Raw genomic sequence first — 19,575 nt, forward strand, 5'->3', positions numbered from 1 at the left:
TAACCTGCCGAGTAACTCGAAGAGTCAATAACTACACCTTGAAGCTGTCGATCAGGTGACACCCGGCCCGCGGTCCGTTTCACCCGCGACGATGCCTGACTGTCGGCAATGGCCGATTGCACGACAGCGGCGATTACGGATGTACAAACCCCTCCACCTCCTGCAAGAATGCGGGACAACGAGGGCTCCACGATCCGATCCACGCACGGCGCCCCGCAATCTGAGCCAAAAGTAGGAGCGCGTCCATGAGCAGGCTTGCCAGATCTGCAGCAAGCAACCGCAGTCAGTGGCTGATGGCCGCGATGCTGGCGGTGCTCTGCTGCCTGTGCCAGAGCGCCTTCGCGCAAGCGGCCGGCAACGCAGCGAGCCTGCGCGACAAATTCCAGAGTCTGACGCAGCAGCTCGCACACAACCAGTTCCAGCGACCGCTCTACCTCGAATCGCAGGAGTTGCCCTCGGCGCTCAAGGGCGATATTTACGGTGTGCTCAACTATCCGTTCGCGACGGTCAACGGCACGCTCAACGACCCGACTCAGGGCCCGGCCAACTGGTGCGACGTGCTGATCCTGCACCTGAACACCAAGTACTGCCATGCATCGACGAGCGCCAGCGGTACGTTCCTCGCAGTGAACATCGGCAAGAAAACTGAGGAATCGCTTTCCTCGTCCTACCGTGTGCAATTCAACTATCGGCCGGCCGCGACCAACCCGGATTATCTTCGCGTGGAACTCTCGGCCGCCACGGGTCCGCTGAGTACGAAAGACTACCGTATCGTGATGGAGGCGATACCCGTGGGCGATAACCGCACCTTTATCCATCTGACCTACGCCTACGGCTATGGCACGACAGGACGGCTTGCGATGAAAACCTATCTGGCGACCATCGGCAGCGACAAGGTTGGCTTTTCCTCCACGCCCGATCAGTCGACGGGCGAGACGCAGTACATCGGCGGCGTGCGCGGCCTGGTGGAACGCAATACCATGCGCTATTACCTAGCCGTCGATGCGTACCTGGGTGCGCTTTCCAGCCCGCCCAACGCCCGCCTCGAAAAACGCCTCACCGACTGGTTCGATGCGACCGAGCAGTATCCGCGGCAATTGCACGAGGTCAGCCGCGCCGACTACATGCAAATGAAGCACAACGAGTATCAACGTCAGCAGACCGCCCAGTAGATTGCGCAGCAGCGCAGGCGTCGTTGGGACCGGCAGGTTCTGCGAGGCCGCGCAATGAATTCGGAAGCGCGTCGTCCGATATCAATCCTCGCCGGCGTTCCACTGGCGCCGTCACGACTCAAAGTTTTGATCCCTTGGCAAGACCGAGTTTTTCCATTGCCTCATGTGCATCGATCACCAGCGTAGCGATCTCGCTCACCGTGACCCGGAGACTTGTCGCTCTCGAGCGAATGTGCTCGTAGGCTTCATTTTCGCTGAGCTGGTGCGCCTCCATGAGGATGCGGATGGCCTTCTCGACGTGGCGTCGCGCCTTGATCGCTTCCTCGAGCTTCGCGACCTTGCTGTGCAACCGCTGCTGATAGCCTGAGGACGCGCGCGCGAGCACCAGGGTGCTCAGGATGCCGGTGGAACGGTAGGGCTTCGTGATGACGCCATGCGCCTGCGTATCCACCAGCATTTTTAGCGCCGTTGGATTCTCGTAGTCGGATAGCGCGATCAACGTTGCTTCGGTATCGGCTGCGCACCAGTTGCCCGCGCTGCGGGTTTCGGGGCCGACGAGAAAGAAAATCGCGTCGACATCGGCCGGCAGCTGCGACGGAAACGGCCAGAGCACGCGCACCGGACAGCCGATGCGGCGCAACTGCTCTTCCAGAACAATGCGGTCGTCGCCCGGCGGATGAATCACGAGGACGCGCAGCGTGCGTAGATCGTCGAAAAGGCGACGGGCCCCCGTGCTCATACCGATTCTCCATCGAGCCAGAATTCCGCGAATCCGTACGACGTCAGATACGGATCAGGTTTGATCGGACCTCGCCCCTCCCAGACTATGTCGAACGAGCCGTCCGGCCGGCACACGGCAATGCGCGGCGTCAGTATCGCGTGATTGTTCTCCGGGTCGATTTTCAGCAGCCCTTCCGGCGAATCGAATTCGACTTCGTGCACCGCCTCCACCAGCTTCGCCGTATCGAGACTTCCGCTACGGGCCAGCGCCAGCGCAAAGAGATGCACCTGGTTGTACGCCATCTCCGACCACATGCTGGCCGGTTGATCGCCGAATCGCGCATGCCATGATTTCAGAAAGCGCTCATTACTCGCGAGGTTCAGCGTGTTGACGTAACTCGCCGAGATGATGTGGCTGCCGCATAGTTCGGGGCCAATCATCCGCGTTTCGCCTTCGGTCATCGTCAAGCTTGCAATCGGAATCTGTGCAGGGTCGATACCGTGCTCGCGATACAGCCGATAAAAAGCACGCGCACCTCGCCCGATCAGAGTGGAGAACACGACGTCGGGCTCGACGCTCCTGATCTGCCGCACCACTTCTTCCAGCGCCGCCGGATCTGCGTCGCTCGGCAGATAGAGTTCTTCCACGATTTCACCGCCATGCTGCTCGACCATGTCGCGCATGATCCGGTTCGATTCTCGCGGATAGATATAGTCGGCGCCCACCAGAAAAAAACGGCGGCCATGATTGCGCAGCAGGTAGGCCGCCAGTTGCATGCTGTTCTGGTTCGGCACCGCGCCGGTGTAGATCACGTTGGGCGAATACTCAAACCCTTCGTAGATCGAGCAGTACCATAGCAATGCGTTGGTGCGCTCGATCACCGGCAAAACCGCCTTTCTGCTCGACGAGGTCGAACAGCCGAAAATCACGGTCACGTCGTCTTCCTGCAGCATCCGGGTGGCGAGCCGGCGGTATTCATCGGGATCGCTCTTCGGATCGTAAACAACGGGGTCGAGCAGGCGCCCGCTCACTCCGCCGGCCGCGTTGACTTCTTCAATCGCGAGCGCCGTGCCGAAAAAATGCTCCGACTCGGTTGCCGAAGTCACGCCCGTGCGCGAGTACAACACGCCGATGCGCCAACCATCGTCCGCGGGCGCCGGATTGGCCGACTGTCGCGAGCTTGCCTCCATTTCGCTTCCTCCTTGCATCGCTTCCTCGTTTCCTAGGTCGCGGGAACACGTCCCACTGACGCAGCGATCGCCTGCTCGACGAACGCAGCAGCCTCGAGGCATCGGGCATCGTCCCACGGGCGGCAGATCACCTGCACGCCAATCGGGCCGCCTCGTGTGCCCTTCAATCCCGGCACGTTCACGCACGGGCAGCCGAGCAACGTCCAATTGCGATTGAATGCGGGGTCGCCTGTGGACGCCAGGCCGTCGGGCGCTTCGTCGGGTGCGCTGGGCGTCAGCAGTCCGGTCATACCGTCGAACAACCCGGCAAGCCTGGTCTTCGCCTGTTCCGCGAGAACACACGCCTTGGCGTAGCTTGTCGTATCCACCCTCGCAGCACGCTCAAGAAAACCGGCGAGCAGTGGCGATAGATCGGCACGGTGATGATCGTACTCGAAGCCCAGTGCCCGATATGACTCGTAGCTCTGAATCGTATTGTGCGCGGCGACCAGGTCGGCCATCCACGGAGCGAAACGCACACGCCGCACACGGCCCCCCGCCTGCTCGATGGCCCGCACCGCCGTGTCGAGCGCGGTGCTGGCATTCGCGGACGGTTCGGTCCATGGGTAGCTGTCCGGCACGCCGAATACCGGGTTGGCGGATACATCGTCCACGGCCAGTTGGTGGCCCGACAGCACCTGCGCGAGGTAAGCCACGTCGCGCGCGCCGGCGCCAAACAGGCCAACCGTGTCCAGCGACCACGAAAAGCACTTCATGCCGACGGTCGGCAACATGCCGAGCGTGGGCTTGTAGCCAGCGATGCCGCAGAACGAAGCGGGCCGGATGGTCGAGCCGCCGGTCTGCGAACCGATCGCGAAAGGCACGATCCCGGCGGCCACCGCGGCGGCCGACCCGGATGACGATCCGCCGGGGGTACGCGCCAGGTCGCACGGATTGCGCGTCACCGGCGGGTTCATATAGGCAAACTCGCTGGTGACGGTCTTGCCGATGACGATGCCGCCGTTGCGCCTCAACAGCGTGACAATCGCGGCATCGGACTTCGGCTGATGGCCTTCGTAAATTGGAGAGCCGTAGCAGGTGAGCAGGTCGCTCGTGTCGAAGATATCTTTCACCGCGATCGGCATGCCGGCCAGCGGCCCCGTTGCACCAGCAGCCGCGGTCAACGCCGTTTCGCGCTGCGCAACGGCCGTCAACGCCCTCACCTCCGGCTCGACTTCCTCGATGCGCGCGAGCGACTCGAGGACGACGCGACCGCGCTCGCGAGGGTCGGCGGCAGTTTGCTCGAGCATGTCCAGTCCGGAGCGGGGTCGATAAAATGAGTTTGCGTTCATCATGTGTCGCCTATCGTCATGGTCGTCCCGCATGTTACACACGCAAGTGTTCGAAGATCGATCCCACCGCCGCTTCATCCTTCGCGTTGCCATGCTCGAGGATCTCGCCTTGCTTGAGTACCGCGTAGCGGTCGGCAACCTTCAGCGCAAAGGGAACATTTTGCTCTACCAGCAGCAGCGCCGTGCCGTGCTGGCTGCGTTCCCATAGCAGCGCGTCGGCGAGACGTTCGATCACGGACGGTTGCAACCCTTCCGTAATCTCATCGAGCAAAATGAGCGAAGGACGCATCATGAGCGCGCGCGCCACCAGCAGCATCTTCTGTTCGCCGCCGGAAAGCGTGCCGGCCAATTGCTTCAGACGACTCGCGAACACCGGGAACACCGGCTCGATCCCGGCAAAGCGTTCGTCGAACGCCGATGCCTTCGCGAGCCCAAGACGCAGATTGTCGCGGATGGTGAGGTCCTGAAACAATGCGTGTTCCTGAGGCGCGTAAGCAATGCCTTCTCGCGCGATCTGGTGAGGCGCCATGCGCGTGATATCTTGCCCCCGCGCCCGGATGGCGCCGGCTTGCTTCGGCAGATAGCCCATGATTGTCTTGAGCACCGTCGTCTTGCCCATGCCGTTCTTGCCGAGCAGCGCGACGGCCTCGCCGTCGGCAACGGTCATCGACAACTTGCGGAGCACGACCGAAGCCTTGTACCCGCTCGTCACGTCCTGCAATTCCAGCGCGATCCGGCTCATGACGCCTCCTGTTGTCCGACGTTTTCGCCTGCCGCGGCGCTTTGCGCGGTCCCTGCATAAATCGTTCTGACCAGCTCCGAGTTGACTACTTCGTCGAAGTTGCCTTGCATCACGATACGCCCCTGATGCAGCACCACGATGCGCGTGGCAATCCCGGCCACGAAATCGAGGTCATGTTCCACCAGCAGACAGCAAAGCTGATACTGGTGAGCCAATGCGGCGAGCACATTCCCGATTTGCGTGCGCTCCGTTTTGGTCAAACCTGCCGTGGGCTCGTCGAGCAGCACGATCCGTGGCTCCAGGGCGAGCACCATCGCCAGTTCCAACGCCTGCTGCTGCCCGTGCGACAGATCCTTCGCCACGGCGCCCAGCCTCTGATCGAGATGAGTGGTACGAAGCACCTCCAGCGCATACGGCGGCAGCGCAAGCGTAGTGGAACGTCGGAACAGCGATGGCCGTTCGATGATGGTGCCCGCGATTCTCAGGCACTCGGCAACGGTAAGCGTCTCGAAGATATTCGCGTTCTGGAACTTGCGCCCCAACCCGAAATGCACGCATCGGCTCGGCGGCAATTGACGGACATCGTGGCCACACAGCACAACCGTGCCGGCGGAGCGTTCCGCACCATCGCTCATGCAGCGCATGAGCGTCGTTTTGCCGGCGCCGTTCGGGCCGATGAGACCAACCAGCTCACCTCCATTGGCGTTCAGGTCGATGCCTTGCAACACTTTCAGGCTGCCGAAATGCCTGGCAACGCCGCTCATCTGCAGGGCCGGCGCTGACAGATCCCGTTGATGAGCCACACCTACGTCGCGTTCGACCAGTTCCGGTTCGGCGCCATGACCGGCCAGATGGCGCAATGGCTTTAGCAACAGCGGCACCAGACCTTGCGGCAATAGCACGATGACGGCCACGAACGCGGCGCCCAGGATCAGTTGCCACGCGAATGGCATGCTGCCGCTGAGATAGGCGGTCCCGACATTGATCAGAAGCGCGCCGATCACCGGCCCCCACAACGTTCCTCTGCCGCCGAGCGCGACCCAGATGATCAGTTGGGTGCCGAGGACAAACCCGGCCAGCTCGGGCGCGACCACGCCGCTGAACGATCCGTAGCCGAATCCCGCGAGACCGGCGATGGCTGCGGTCGCAACCAGCAAGGCGATCTTTACGAGCGACGTATTGATGCCGAGGTACGAACAGCGTGATTCGTTGTCGCGAATGGCAGCCAGCACGCGGCCGCCGTCGCTTCGCACGAATAGCCACGCAAGCGTGGCGACGACCAGCAGCGCCGCACCGGCAAGCCAGTACCAGGCCTGCAGCGAAAGATCGAAGGTCTCGTAGCCGGTGAGTCCCGAACTCGAACCGGTCCACGCGCCGCCGGAGAGCAGCAACTGGCTGAGAACGATCGGCAATACGAGCGACATCACAGTCGCGAAAAACGGCGACGCGCCGCGATAGAACGACAACCAGCCGAGCAACGCAGCCACGGCCGCGGTCACCGCGATTGCCGCGCCCAGTGCGAGCACCACATAACCCGCCGAGAAACCACCGTGCGTAAACACGAGACCTGCGGCATAGGCCCCAAGACCGAAGAACGCCGATTGCCCGAACGTCAGATAGCCGGTGTAACCCCACAGAATATCCACGGTCACGGCCACGATGGAAAAGAAGAAAGCCTGAATGAGGACGTTGAGCAGATACGAGCCGAAAACAAGCGGACCGGCGGCCAGCAGAACCACACCCACCCCGCCGGCCATGAGCAGACCGCGTCCGTGAATGGTTGGCCGTTTGCGTGCTTGCCCGTCGCCTTGCACAGTTGGAGCACCGGCACGATGCACCGATTCGTCGACTTTAGCCATGAGAGAACCCCTTGGGACGAATCCGCAACGTGAGCGCCGCCAGCACGGCGATCGTCAATCCGCCCAGTACCGGACTGACGAACGTGCTGACCAGCACCTGGCAAGCGCCGAACACGAGGCACGTCACCAGCAGGCTGAGCATCGAGTGTCCTGAAACCATGACCAGCATGAACGCGCTCACCAGCCACGGCAGCCCCATATCGGGATCGACGCTCGATAGCGGCGTAATGAGCGTGCCGGCGAGGGAACCGAGCGCCGCGCCCAGACTGAAGGTAATGAAACGGATGCGGCCGGAATGAATGCCGAGACTTCGCGCCAGGTCCTCGTTCATGATCACCGCGCGTGTCCTGATGCCAAAGCGCGTTCCCGCGAGAAGCGCGCTCATGAGGACGCACAGACCGAGCGCGATCGGGATCAGCAGCAAACGGTAGGCAGAGTAATCGGTCCCCGCGATAGTGACGGCCCCTTTGAGCGGCGTCTCCACGAACTGCGCCTCGCGGCCAAACGCCATCACGATGAGCTGCCCAATCACGATACCCAGACCCCAGGTGGCGAGGATCGCGTCGAGCGGACGCTTGTAGAGCGGCCGGACGATCACCTGCTCGACGAGCATGCCCACGGCGGCACCCACCACGATCGCGAGTGGCAGCCCGAGCCACGGACTCAGCTTGAGCTGCGTCACGACGAAGCTCGCGTAGGCGCCTATCGTCAGCAGCGCGCCATGGGCGAAATTGACGATTTTCATCACGCCGAAAATCACCATCAATCCTGCGGTCACGATGAACAGCACCGCCGCGGTTGTGAAAATATCGAGTGCAAGAACCATTGTCTTCTCCAGTCGCATCCGCCTGTGCGTTGCCTGCGGATATGCATCAGGCGGATGCCGTATTTCGAGTTGCTTCTACTTGATGTTCGGGCACTGCGCGCCCGGGTCCACATTCGGGAAGGTCTGCAGGATCCTCACCGAGCCGTCCGGCTGTATCTGGCCGAGGCGCATGGCAAGAGGCGTGTGCCGGCTCCTGTTCATGGCCACCGGTCCGCGCGGTCCGTCAAACGACACTTGGCCCAGCGCCTTGATCACCTTGTCGGCGTCGGTGGAGCCCGCCTTTTCCACCGCGGCCTTGTACAGGAAGAAGGCTTCGTATTGCGGCTCGGACAACTCGTTCGGCGTCTTTAGATCCTTGCCGAATTTTTTGTCCATCGCAGCGAGAAATTTTTTGTTGCCCGGCGTATCGATGCCCGTCAGGTAGGAGCCCGACATGTACATACCGGCGGCGACGTCGCCCATGCTCTTCGCGGTGCCTTCGTCGATCGCCAGGTTGCCATAAGGCAGCGTCATGCCGGAACCCTTCAGCTGTTTGGCAAGCGACACGTTGGGTGCGCCGCCGGCCGTCGCGCTGATCAGCGCATCAGGGTGAGCCGCACGGATCTTGGAAAGGATCGGCGTCCAGTCGGTGCCGTCGATCGGCAAGTACTCCTCGCCGACTACCTTGCCGCCGTGCTCCTCGATATATTTTCTGGTGAATCCAAGCATGCCGCGGCCAAAAACGTAGTCGTTGCCGACCAGATAGAAGGTCTTGGCGCCCTTGCTTTTCGCGAAATAATCGACCACCGGCGCGACCTGCTGCTCAGGCACCCAGCCGTTCACGTACATCCACGGACTGCACGAACGGCCCTCATAAAACGACGTGTACACCAAAAGCTTCTTGCCGCGCGCCACGATCGGCAGCGCCGCGTTACGCGCGGCGCTCGTTTCCATGGAAATGATCGCGTCGACGTTCTTCTGGAACACCAGCGTGTCGTACGCCTTCTGCGCGCCGACTGCACCGGATGCGTCGTCGGTGATGTCGAGCTGCACCTGGCGGCCCATGATCCCACCCGATGCGTTGATTTCGTCGACGGCGAGTTGCGACGACTGCACGACGGCCGGCGCAACCACACTATTTGCGCCGGACAGTCCCACTGCTACACCGATTCTGATCGGATCGGCGGCGAGTGCGCTGATGCAGGTGCAGGCCGTGGCGAGCGCCACGACTGCGCCGACAAGGATGGGTTTGTTGAACGGAAGCATGGATTTTTTCCTCACAGTGGTCGAATGAAATGTTTGTGCTTCATACAGGTGCGATGGGATGCGTCATGAACGCGACGCAGGCCAGCCGGTGCCCAGCATCGGGTCGTACACGTCCGCGCGCCGGTCGTGCAGCACGTGATTGAAGGTGTTCAGCGTGCGTTCCGAACGGGTGCGCTCCAGATCGATCGAGGCGTACAGGATTTCTTCGCGATCGACACTGGCCGGGCCCGCGACAGGCCATCCGTTACCGCCCACGATCAGGCTCTGGCCGATGAACGGCTGACCGCGCTCCGTGCCGATGCGGTTTGCGCATGCGATCGCCACGCCGTTGCTGTGCGCAGCCGCCATGGTGAGCGTCGTGGCCATGGCGGGACGATCGTCCGGTTGCGCGGGCATCGGCACCCAGTTGGTCGGCACGCAAACGATGTCCGCATCCTGCATCGCGGCAAGCCGGTATGTTTCGGGAAACCACCCGTCGTAGCAGATTGCGATGGCGATTCGTCCCAGCGGCGTATCGAATACTGGAACGCCACGGTTACCCGGCTCGAAGAAGAGATGTTCGTTATTCCACAGATGCAGCTTACGATAGACGCCGACGTGACCCGCGGGGCCGGTCAGGATTGCTGAGTTGTAGAGTTGGTTGCCAGCCCGTTCGGCGATACCGCTGACGATATGGACACCAAGACGGCGCGCCGTTTCAGCAAGCAGTTGCGCGGTTTCCCCTTGCGGCAACGGTTCGGCCAGCGCGAACGCCTCGGCGCGATCCGTGAACACGTAGCCGGTATTGGCCAGCTCCGGCAACACCACCAGGGACGCACCGTGATCCACAGCGGCTTCGATGTGCCGGATGCATTGCGCCACGTTCTCGCGCTTTCTGCCGACATGAGGCTCCATCTGAACGCATGCAATGACAAGGCCCTCGAGGCCACGTTCCGCGGAGTTGTACTGCAATGTCACCATTTTGTCTCCCAAAAGCAAAAAGCCCCCGAACCTGCGTTGGACGCGAGTTCGGGGGCTACATAGCCTTCCAAATGTGGCACGGCATCGTTGCCGTGGAACTGCCAAAAACTGACAGTTCAGTGGGAGAGAATTTATGAAGTCAAATTCACGATGTCAAGAGGTTTGGCAGCCTATAGGGAAAGTACTCGCGGGTCGCCCACCATGCCGGCCAGCGTCGCCGCCACAAGGTTCCATGCGTTCCGAAATCCCGCGCCCAGTGCGCCCCTTCCGTCTCGCTGCCGGTGCACTCGACCCGAAGGTCTGATCATCTGACGGAGCGTCGCAACGAACGGCCCTTGAACGCACTCGTTCCCCTAGGCCTACAGTCAGATCGACGCACGCACCTGGATACGATTGACGACGCCCCCGATCGCATCCATGCACCAGGCGTCCTGTTCCGCTTGCCGGCTTTCGGCTTCGGTCGCCACCCAACCTGCTAGCGTGATCCTGTGGTTTTCCACGTTGATGGTGATCTGCGCGGCGCGCACGCGCGGATCGGTTTCGAGCACCAGGTGCAGGACGTCGGACATTTCATCGTCGCCGTCCGCTTCGGCGGGCACCAACTCCAGCAGGTTCACCACGTCGCGGCAGCCGCCGACCCACCAGGCAGTCACACTCGCCAGGCGCCTGTGAGACAGGCTGATCACTTGCCCCGTCAGGGTCACCACACCGTCCTTGACCGTTATCTCGATGACGCCGCTGCCGTCGTTGCCCGCTTCGTCCATGGTGCCGCGCAGCACTTCGAGCTCGCCCTTCACCCGTGCACAGATCACACAGTTGCGGAAATCCACCGCCTGAGCCAGCCGTTCGCAGATACGTGTGCGCAATTCGCCATCCGCGACCGGCGGGTTGGCGGTGACACGCAACTGGTCGACCACGCGTTTGCCCTCGCTGTGTAGCCGGGTCAACTGAAGAAGGCGCTTCTTGGATGCGACATCCGGCACCTCGCCTGCCACGGTCAAGGCATCGTCGTCGAAACTCATATGAATGGGATGATTGTGAAGCTTCAGGTGTGATTCGCGTTCGAAGGCTGCCACCACCTGCTTCAGGACCGTATCGCTGCGTTGCATGATCCGCCTCGCGCAAAGGTTGGGGACGCAGCGCGCTTCAGGCCGCGCTGCGCAAACCGGGCCGGTCACATCGGCATACCCTGCATGCGACGGGCGAAGCGTGCCCGCTCGGCTCGGTCCATCAGATCCAGGAATTGATCCGTGTCCATATGGATCAGCTCTTCATGATCGCCGGCCTCGAAATAAACGTCCGGCTGCAAGGCGAGGCTCTCGTCGAGATAGGTTTGCATGCCATAGGCCGTACAGACCGGCGGGAGCGCTCCCGCGTCGCAATCCTTGAACAACTCCCGCAGATCGGTCTCTTTGGCGAGCACGAGGTGGCGTCCGGTCTTTGCCCATAGCTCGGAGAGCCGCACGGCGTAAGTCGATGGCAGCACGGTGGCCACATAGCCGTGTTCGTCTTCAAAAAGCACTGTCTTGGCGAGGCGATCGCCGGGAATATGCGCTGCCGCCGCGGTTTCGACGCTGGAATGGCTGTATGGATGATGCACGATTTCGTACTGCGAGCCCTTGCTGCGCAGGCAGTCCTGGAGCGTGGCTGAGATAGACATGACGCACCTCCGCTGAAAGCAAACAGGAAACTACTTCGCGAGATCCTTTAAGAATAGTTCGCTTTCGCTAGCGTGTGAAAAACATGCGGACGGCAGCGCCGTGACTGCGCGGGCGCGACAGTGAATGGGACGGTTACCTCATATGGCAGATGGCCCACCGCCGCTATGATAGGTAACGCCGCCGAAGGTTTCATCGGCCGCCGCGGTGGGCAAGGGCCAGGTCACTGATTTTTTTCGATGCCTGACGCGTCACGACGGTTGACCCGCTCCGGAACCTCCGGGCGCTGTTGCGGGTGCAGTCAGGTCGTCAGCCGCCGCATGGCTAGCCGGCATGCCGCCTGATTCGGTTATTTCAACCCGCAGACTTCCTTGATTATTCCAGTACGCCCAACTGGCGTCGTTGGCGAAGCAATACAGGTACCCCGAGTAGGGAGCCTTAATCTCCACTTCCCTACCAATCCTGAAGTAGAAGGGTTCAGGCGGCACGCCTGTCCTGCCCGGTTGTCCTGGATGTGAGATTGCACCGCAGAGTTCGAACCAGTTCGCTTCCCTGACCCGCCTCGCCCACGCAAACAGGTGTTGCATCCAGTTACCCGGCGTTCCTTGCGCGCCGGATGGAGTGTCCCCATTCAGCCACGCTTGCCCTTCAGGCACCTTGAACCGGTAGCTCGTCCCTTCCTTCATGAAAATACCTGTCCAATTCCACAACGAACTGGCGAAAACCCGCACCTGAACCGCCGACGCAGGGTCTATGTTCGGTCGATAGGGAGCCTGAAAGATTGGCGGACTAGCCTGCCGTTTCAATGTCAGATCCGATATCGATTCAGAACATCTTCGTGAACCCTTCGCCAGATACGGAAAGGATCGAGGGCGAAAGCCGATTCTCCTGTAAAAGCCGGTGAGCGAATTGTGAAGCACGCCATGTATTGCCGATGGCGACAACTGGTCCGCATGGGCTAACTGCTTCAACATGTCGGGCTCAAACACCGCGCCGCACTGCGCGGCCTCCGAGATCATCCATTTGAGCGTGGCATCGGAAAGGCCGGTCTCTTTGTAGCCACCCCCAACGTCAGCATGCACGCCAGGAAACCACACTTGCGTCACGCGAGCCAGGTCGCAACCATCCGAGTCCATCCACAACGTTGGAGAGAAGTTGTTCCGCTGCTCATCGATTGCGAGGGCATGTACCGCGCGTTCAACTTCCGGCGGGAGCCTCGTGTCATGAAATTCATAGCGCTTTCTGCCGAACCCGAATATGTCCACAATTTCCGGGATGCCGAGCGCGCCCACCGTCTCCCACACCCCCAGGAAACGAATGGGTGGAGGTTTGCCATGCTCGATGCGGAACCGTTCCTGCCGGCTGACGCTTTCCGGTATTTTCGGGTCGAGCCGGTAGAGGTTCCATGCTTGCGTCACCAGCGTCCAGCTTGCCTCGCGAGGAAGTCCACAGTGGTGAAGCATGCCGACCAGGCTTCGAGCCGTGAACGCGCCACGCGAGAAGCCGATGACAAAGATTTCGGAGCCTTCTTCGTAGTGATCGGACAGCCACTTGTACGCGGTTCGAATGTCGCGGGAGAGGCCTAGTCCTAGCGCGCCATCCACGAGGCGACGCACCCGGCCTTCGTTGGCGCCAATGCCGACGTGATAGTACCGGAGCTGCTCGACGCCATCGTCGCCGCGCTCACGCAATGCGTTGAAAAAACGCACGACATTGGTTGGTACGGGCACTCCCTGAAACTCGTCGCTCTCCGAGTTCCATGTGCCGTCACAGCAAACGAAGAGTCTCTTCATGTTTGCGGCCCTGCTCGTCCGGCGCGATTCTGATACGAAAGCATGACCCGGCATGTCGGGAAACGAAAGGTGCGCCCCGTTTGCTTTTACGGCGATTCACGCGCAGCCCGGCCTTTCCGCCAGGCCCTGGTGATTGACACCAACATGACATTGAACCATGTCCCGGCTCGTTACGCGCCGGCCAACCTTCGCGCGAGCGTATCCGCCACCGTTGCGAGGTTCGGCTCGACGACGAGATCGGTATGCGCGCCGTCGATGTTCTTCACCAGCAGACCATTCTTCGCGACGCGCTGCCAGGCCGGCAGTGGATCGCCCTGCCCGCCTTCCCTGACGGACGCACGCACGTAGACAATCGGGCTGCCGAGATAGCGGCGCGGACGATACGTCGCCATCGCGACGCGCATCGACTCGCGTACCTGCCGCAGTACCGGCGGCAGGCCTTGCGTATCGGCTGCCGGCCTGGAAGCCATCTTGCCGAGCCGCATGCGAATCCGGTCGGCGGCTCCGGACACCCTGTCCTTCAGATAGGCAAGGCGACCGCTTGCGGAAAGCGCACGGAACGCTTGCACGCGCTTCGCCATGACCTCGCACTGGAAGCCGAACCACGCATGCAGCGGCAAATAGCGTTCATCGACGTAGGTATCGAGCAGACACAGCAACTCGATCTTCTCGCCCGCCGCGACAAGCTGCTGCGCTATCTCGAACGCGACTAGCCCGCCAAACGAATAGCCGACCAGCGCATACGGACCGCTCGGCTGCACCGCACGCATCTGCTCGACATAGACACTCGCCATCTCCTCGACGCGCCGCTGCGGCTCCTGGTCGCCATCGAGCCCGCGCGCCTGCAGGCCGTACACCGGCCGCTCGCTTTCCAGCGTACCGGCGAGCGTCAGGCACTCCATCACCGAGCCCGTGATGCTATGAAGCATGAAGACAGGCCGCCCGCGCCCCGCACGCATCGGCACGACGTTGGGATGCGCGCCCTGCACGCTTTCTCCCGCGATGACGGCCGCGAGCCGCGCAATGGTCGGTGCGATGATGAGCGTCGCAAGCGGCAGGGTTCGGCCGGTTGCCAGCCTTATTTCGGCGAGCATCTGCGCGCCGAGCAGCGAATGGCCGCCGAGTTCAAAGAAGTTGTCGTCGAGACCGACCGGCGAGAAGCTGAAAAGCTGCTCCCAGAGCGCGCATAGATAGACTTCCACCTGCTCGGCCGATTCGCCGGGTTCCGGCAACTCGCGACGTGTGCGGGCAAGCGCGGGATGCGCGCTGATATTCTCGACGCATCCGGGGTTCGCCAGCGACGACAGGTTGCGCACCGGCAGCCCGTTCACCGCATCGCGCGCGGCCACCTCCGATGCCTTGCCGTTATGCGTGACGGGCAGCGCTTCGACTTCGGCGATCACGTCCGGCACGAGCGCCGCCGAACCCTGCAGCATCAACTCACGCCGCACGCGCGAAGCGAGTGCCGCGCTCATCTTCGCGCCCCTGCGCAACACGAGCAACAGCACGACGCGCTGGCCTGATCCGCTCGCGTCATGGGCAGTCTGCGCGACGACCATCGACTGATTGATCTCGCCAATACTGCTGACAATGCGGTACATCTCACCGGGGCTCACGTTGATGCCGCGCACATTCAGCACGCCGTCGCTGCGTCCATGCAGGCGCGCCGATCCCTGCGCCGAAAACTCGATGATGTCGCCGTGCGTCCACACGCCCGGGTTCGCCTTGAAATAGGCGGAGTGAAAGCGGGCGCCGTCCGCGTCGCCGAAGAAGCCAAGCGGGCGCGACGGAAACGGATTGACGCACACCAGTTCGCCGGTCATGGAGGTGAGTGCGCCCTCGTTCCACGCCTGCACATCGAGGCCGAGACTCCTGCACTGTGCTTCGCCTGCATAAACCGGCAGATTCGGGTTGCCGAGCACGAAGCAGCCGATGATATCGGTGCCTCCTGAAATCGACTGGAGCTGCAGCGGCTTGACGTAGGAGCGCACCCATTCGAACTGCGAGTCGTAGAGCACGGCGCCCGTCGACATCATCGCGCGCAGCGCATCCAGCCCGAACTGCTCGCCAGGTTTCAGGCCCGAGTCCTCGCACATCTTCAGATAGGCGGGACTCGTGCCGAACACGGTCACGCGTTCATCGGCGACCAGCCGCCAAAGTGTGTCGACTTCCGTAACCGGTCCGTCGTATGTGACGATCTCGGCGCCCGAGGCCAGCACCGACAACTGCCAGTTCCACATCATCCACGAACAACTCGTGTGAAAGTACAGCTTGTCGCCCGGACCCAGGTCGCTGTGTAACTGATGCTCTTTCAGATGTTCGAGCAATGTGCCGCCGGCGCCGTGCACGATGCACTTGGGCTTTCCCGTCGTGCCCGACGAGAACATGATGAAAAGCGGATGATTGAACGGAAAATGCCGCCATTCGAACCGTGCTGCGTCACCGTGAACGATGAGATCGCGCAGCGAATGCTGAGGCTGGCTGACCGTGCTCGGCAGCGGCGTTTCATCCAGACAGATGACGTTGGTGAGCGTCGGCAATGCCGCGGCCACCGCGGCGACGTGCGCGGCGATCGAGCCAGCCGTATCGAATGAGCGCTGCGTCGTGTGCGCAAACAGCATGCGTGGCTCGAGCGGCTCGAAGCGGTCGAGGATCGCCTGCACGCCAGTTTCAGGCGCCGCGGTGGATAGCGTCGCGCCAACCGCCGTCACCGCGAGCGCCGTGATGATGGCCTCCGCGTCGTTTCGCATCATCGCGACCACGCGGTCGCCCGGACGCAAACCGAGTTCGCTGAGCGAATAGGCAAGGCGCGCGACCCGGTCGCGCAGATCGCCGCGCGTCATCGTTTCGCGGCGGCCATCGGCATAACGCGCGGTGAGTGCCGGCGAGTCGTCCGGCGCGATCCTTCGCCCAAGAACGCTTTGGGCGTAATTCAGTTCGACATGCGGAAAGAAAAGCGCGGTCTCGCATTCGTCGCCGATGCAGGCCGTCTCCATGCTACCGCCCCATTCCATTCCTCCGGTCCACTGCAGAAAGCACTGCCAGAAGCGGCGGAATTCGCGCGTCGAATAGGCATGCAGTTCTGGATAGTCCGCGAAACGCTCGCCGGTGAAGTTCTCCAGCGCCGCAGTGAAGCGTGACATGCGCGATTGAGCGACGCGCTCCGGCAAGTTCTGAAATAGGGGTTCGCGCGCATACATGCGTATGCTCGCCCCGACGACCCTCTCGTGATTCATCCGCGCACCCGTATTGGAACAAAGCTTTATAAGTATTTATCTGTCTGCCGGCAGGCGCCGGCGACCAGTCGCATTCCGACAATGCCTTGTGCTTGACCATGAGCACCGTCCCCTCGCAAACAGATTACTGCGCGAGGCAACGATGCTATGTGCGACCTCACACAAAATTACATGCGTCGCAAAGAACGTCTCGCGGCACGATGCTTTAAATACCGATTTGTTGCGAGCAGATGAATCTAATTCTCGCGCCGCTTTGCGCTGTGTTATCTAGCGTACCGAAGGCCCGTGCAAAGCACGCTCCAATCGACCGGAAACCATCAAACTGGAAAGAGGATCAGGCTCATGCGCTGCACGATAAGAACATTGGGCGGTGCGTTTGCAAAAGAGATTGCAACATTCGTTCTTCGCCACGCGGCCGGCTTCGTGCCCCCTCTTCGGCCGTCCACGAGGGGAAGAATATGAAACGATGGATTCCAGCGCTTCTAAAAGCGGTCGTGGTCATCTCCATCGCGCTGCCTGATGCAACCCGCTATCGTGCGCAAGGGATCGGGACGTCCGCACCCTGGACAGGCACGTGGTCAGTTTCGCCATCCATCACGGACGATAACGGCTTCAATAATCAGACGTTGCGGCAGATCGTGCGCACCAGCATCGGCGGAACATCCGCGCGAATCCATCTGTCGAATCTATTCGGCTCCGAGCCCCTGGTAATCGGCGAAGCTCAAATCGCGCGGCGCGCGCAAGGTCAAAAAACAGTGGTCGGCAGCGACCGCGCCGTCACGTTCGGCGGCCAGCGGAACGTCACGATTCCCGTGGGCGCTTCGGTCGTGAGCGACGCGATCGCGTTCGAGGTCCCTCCGCTTGCCGATGTCGCCATCAGCCTCTATCTCCCCGTGCGGACCCCGCCGCGTTCGACGGGCCACGTCGATGGCCTGCAAGACCTGTATATTGCCGCTGGAGACGTGGGCGCCGACCCGGCCTTTACCGGCGGGACCACAATCTCCCCAGGCGGCCAGTCCTACTATTTCTTGACGAATCTCGACGTGCAGAACGAGGCGGCGACGGGCGCGATCGTCACGTTTGGCGCCTCCATAACCGACGGCCTCATATCGAGTGTCAATGGCAACCGGCGCTGGCCCAATCGCCTCGCGATACGGCTGCAACAGGCCGGAATGACGGTGGGCGTGCTCAACCAGGGCATCAGCGGCAATAACTTCTTCACCAATAGCGCCGGCCAGGCTGGTCTCAGACGCTTCGGTCGCGACGTGCTCCAACAACCGGGTGCGAAATGGGTGGTCATCTCGGACGATGCAATCAACAATCTGAACACCGACAGACCCTCCACGGCTCCGCAGTTGATCAGCGCATTGCGACAGCTCGTCGAGCGGGCGCATCGCGCCGACATCAAGGCAATCTGCTCCACGCTGACGCCGTTTGGCGCGACGGACAGCATCGAAGCTGCGCGTCAGGACGTGAACGCATTTATCCTGAGTTCGACTAGCGGCTGCGACGCGGTACTCGATCAGGCGAAGGCAGTCAGCGACCCCGCCAATCCCGCTGTTTTACTGCCGGCCTATAACAGCGGCGATAACCTCCATCCAAACGAAGCGGGCTTGCAAGCAATCGCCAACGCGTTAGATCTGGATGCGCTGACGGCCGGGTCGCCCATTCAGGCGCCGTAAGCGTGCGGTCAGAGGATCGCGTTCCGCGAGAACCGCTTCACCGCGACATGCGAGCCGCGGGCCGTCCGGCGGTTGTGCAGGCAAACTCATTTACGCAACCATCTTCGACGTCCGTTCGGTTTTCGTGCTCCAGCATTGTTCTTTGACATCTTCTTTTTATCGGACGTAGAAAACAGGACGTCCACCACCGCCAGCAACGAGAGCACGACAACCGCGACGAAAACAACCGTCCCGATGATGCCCAAAAGAGTCATATGACCTCCGTGAGTCAAGGGCAAGCGCGGATCGATGCAGGCTTTACCAATCCCAGGGTTTGCAATCTAATCACATGTCATTCCGCATGCGGACGTTTTTGGCACATCCGGGTGCCACACCCGATTAGCTAGCTCAACCCTGCCTTTCCTATAACGCTCCATTAAGTTGTTAGCAAGACACGCGATACCCGCGCCGCACCCCTGAACGGCTGGCAGGCAATGGCGCCCGGAGCGGTTCAGCGGCGACGACGAGTTCTGCACTGTACCTCACATGGCCGCGTCCGTTAAGCCGCAGCAAGAATCCCATGGCTGGGAATATGACCACGGCGGCGTTCATCGCGCCTGGATCACTGCCCAATAGCCGGGTTGCTTATTGTCCGCGTATTACCGCGCAGTTTGATTTGAGTGTGCGCAGCGCCGCAGAAGAGGCGTGCCTTTAGCTCCAACATCGCCATCAAATACATTAAAAGAAGGGGGACCAAAATGGCGATCGGTAAATATACGGCACCAGGTTGAATCGCCTGGATTGAACGCTCCACAGTCGTTCGCGCCCATCAATCGATTCCAATAAAGCAGGCTCGCCATGACCACATTAACCACAATTATTCTAATAGTTTCAGTATGGCTCTTCGTCGTACTCTTCCTTTGCGCGCTGGTTCACAACGGCGCAATACGGGAGCGAGAGGAATACGAAAGGCCGCTCGCAAGCGGGAAGAGGAAGGCTCACGCACGGCGTCCGGTTACTCGCGACGATGCCGATAGCGCTCACGCAGACTCGCCCGAGATTCATGGGCCGTCCGGACGAAAGAGAACGCCGTGATAGGGAAGGATGTGAATTCTGACAGCCCCGGCGTCACGCGGGGCTGTTTGCTTCAATAGCCCCGCATGCTGGATTCACCGAGTGCC

At 61.5% G+C, this 19,575-nt stretch carries 15 protein-coding genes; 2 read left to right on the top strand and 13 right to left on the bottom strand.

All coding sequences use genetic code 11. From position 1 onward, the window contains the following. The first annotated feature begins 245 nt into the window (after positions 1-245). Positions 246-1,172, top strand: coding sequence for a hypothetical protein (locus tag P0D96_RS19605; protein WP_408314901.1), 927 nt, complete (start codon positions 246-248; stop codon positions 1,170-1,172). Between the two features lie 118 nt (positions 1,173-1,290). On the opposite strand, the gene P0D96_RS19610 is transcribed toward P0D96_RS19605, so the two are convergent. From P0D96_RS19610 to P0D96_RS19665, 12 genes are all read right to left on the bottom strand, one after another. Continuing rightward, positions 1,291-1,911, bottom strand: a complete 621-nt coding sequence (locus P0D96_RS19610; protein WP_132377512.1) for an ANTAR domain-containing response regulator — start codon at positions 1,909-1,911, stop codon at positions 1,291-1,293. After that, positions 1,908-3,083, bottom strand: a complete 1,176-nt coding sequence (locus tag P0D96_RS19615) for a transporter substrate-binding domain-containing protein (RefSeq protein ID WP_132377513.1) — start codon at positions 3,081-3,083, stop codon at positions 1,908-1,910. Before P0D96_RS19615 ends, P0D96_RS19610 begins: the two co-directional genes overlap by 4 nt. A gap of 32 nt (positions 3,084-3,115) precedes the next feature. Further along, entirely contained in the window at positions 3,116-4,417 is a 1,302-nt protein-coding gene (locus P0D96_RS19620) for an amidase (protein WP_408178153.1), read from the bottom strand. Positions 4,418-4,448: 31 nt separating this feature from the next. Continuing rightward, positions 4,449-5,156, bottom strand: a complete 708-nt coding sequence (locus P0D96_RS19625; RefSeq protein WP_408314903.1) for a branched-chain amino acid ABC transporter ATP-binding protein — start codon at positions 5,154-5,156, stop codon at positions 4,449-4,451. After that, positions 5,153-7,015, bottom strand: a complete 1,863-nt coding sequence (locus tag P0D96_RS19630) for an ABC transporter permease subunit (protein ID WP_408314905.1) — start codon at positions 7,013-7,015, stop codon at positions 5,153-5,155. The genes P0D96_RS19625 and P0D96_RS19630 overlap by 4 nt, the downstream gene beginning before the upstream one ends. Further along, positions 7,008-7,841 (bottom strand): branched-chain amino acid ABC transporter permease, encoded by an 834-nt coding sequence (locus tag P0D96_RS19635; RefSeq protein WP_408314907.1) that lies wholly within the window; start codon positions 7,839-7,841, stop codon positions 7,008-7,010. Before P0D96_RS19635 ends, P0D96_RS19630 begins: the two co-directional genes overlap by 8 nt. Before the next feature lie 75 nt (positions 7,842-7,916). After that, entirely contained in the window at positions 7,917-9,086 is a 1,170-nt protein-coding gene (locus tag P0D96_RS19640; protein WP_408314908.1) for a substrate-binding protein, read from the bottom strand. 63 nt (positions 9,087-9,149) lie between these two features. Continuing rightward, entirely contained in the window at positions 9,150-10,046 is an 897-nt protein-coding gene (locus P0D96_RS19645) for a nitrilase family protein (protein WP_408178158.1), read from the bottom strand. A 365-nt stretch (positions 10,047-10,411) separates the two neighbouring features. Continuing rightward, positions 10,412-11,155 carry a BON domain-containing protein gene (locus P0D96_RS19650; RefSeq protein ID WP_408178159.1) on the bottom strand — a complete coding sequence of 248 codons (744 nt, stop codon included), beginning with the start codon at positions 11,153-11,155 and terminating at the stop codon, positions 10,412-10,414. Between the two features lie 65 nt (positions 11,156-11,220). After that, positions 11,221-11,706, bottom strand: a complete 486-nt coding sequence (locus P0D96_RS19655) for an aminoacyl-tRNA deacylase (protein WP_132377521.1) — start codon at positions 11,704-11,706, stop codon at positions 11,221-11,223. 249 nt (positions 11,707-11,955) lie between these two features. Then, positions 11,956-13,497, bottom strand: coding sequence for a T6SS phospholipase effector Tle1-like catalytic domain-containing protein (locus P0D96_RS19660; protein ID WP_408314910.1), 1,542 nt, complete (start codon positions 13,495-13,497; stop codon positions 11,956-11,958). A 170-nt stretch (positions 13,498-13,667) separates the two neighbouring features. Then, a complete protein-coding gene (locus P0D96_RS19665; protein ID WP_408314912.1) occupies positions 13,668-16,640 on the bottom strand; it encodes an acetoacetate--CoA ligase in 2,973 nt (990 codons plus the stop codon). Positions 16,641-17,191: 551 nt separating this feature from the next. On the opposite strand from P0D96_RS19665, the gene P0D96_RS19670 reads away from it, so the two are divergent. Then, complete coding sequence (locus tag P0D96_RS19670) at positions 17,192-18,415, top strand: GDSL-type esterase/lipase family protein (protein WP_408314913.1); 1,224 nt, start codon at positions 17,192-17,194, stop codon at positions 18,413-18,415. A gap of 86 nt (positions 18,416-18,501) precedes the next feature. On the opposite strand, the gene P0D96_RS19675 is transcribed toward P0D96_RS19670, so the two are convergent. After that, a complete protein-coding gene (locus tag P0D96_RS19675; protein WP_408285258.1) occupies positions 18,502-18,669 on the bottom strand; it encodes a hypothetical protein in 168 nt (55 codons plus the stop codon). Between the last annotated feature and the right edge of the window lie 906 nt (positions 18,670-19,575).

This window comes from Paraburkholderia sp. RL17-347-BIC-D, from assembly GCF_046027915.1.
Taxonomy (GTDB): Bacteria; Pseudomonadota; Gammaproteobacteria; order Burkholderiales; family Burkholderiaceae; genus Paraburkholderia.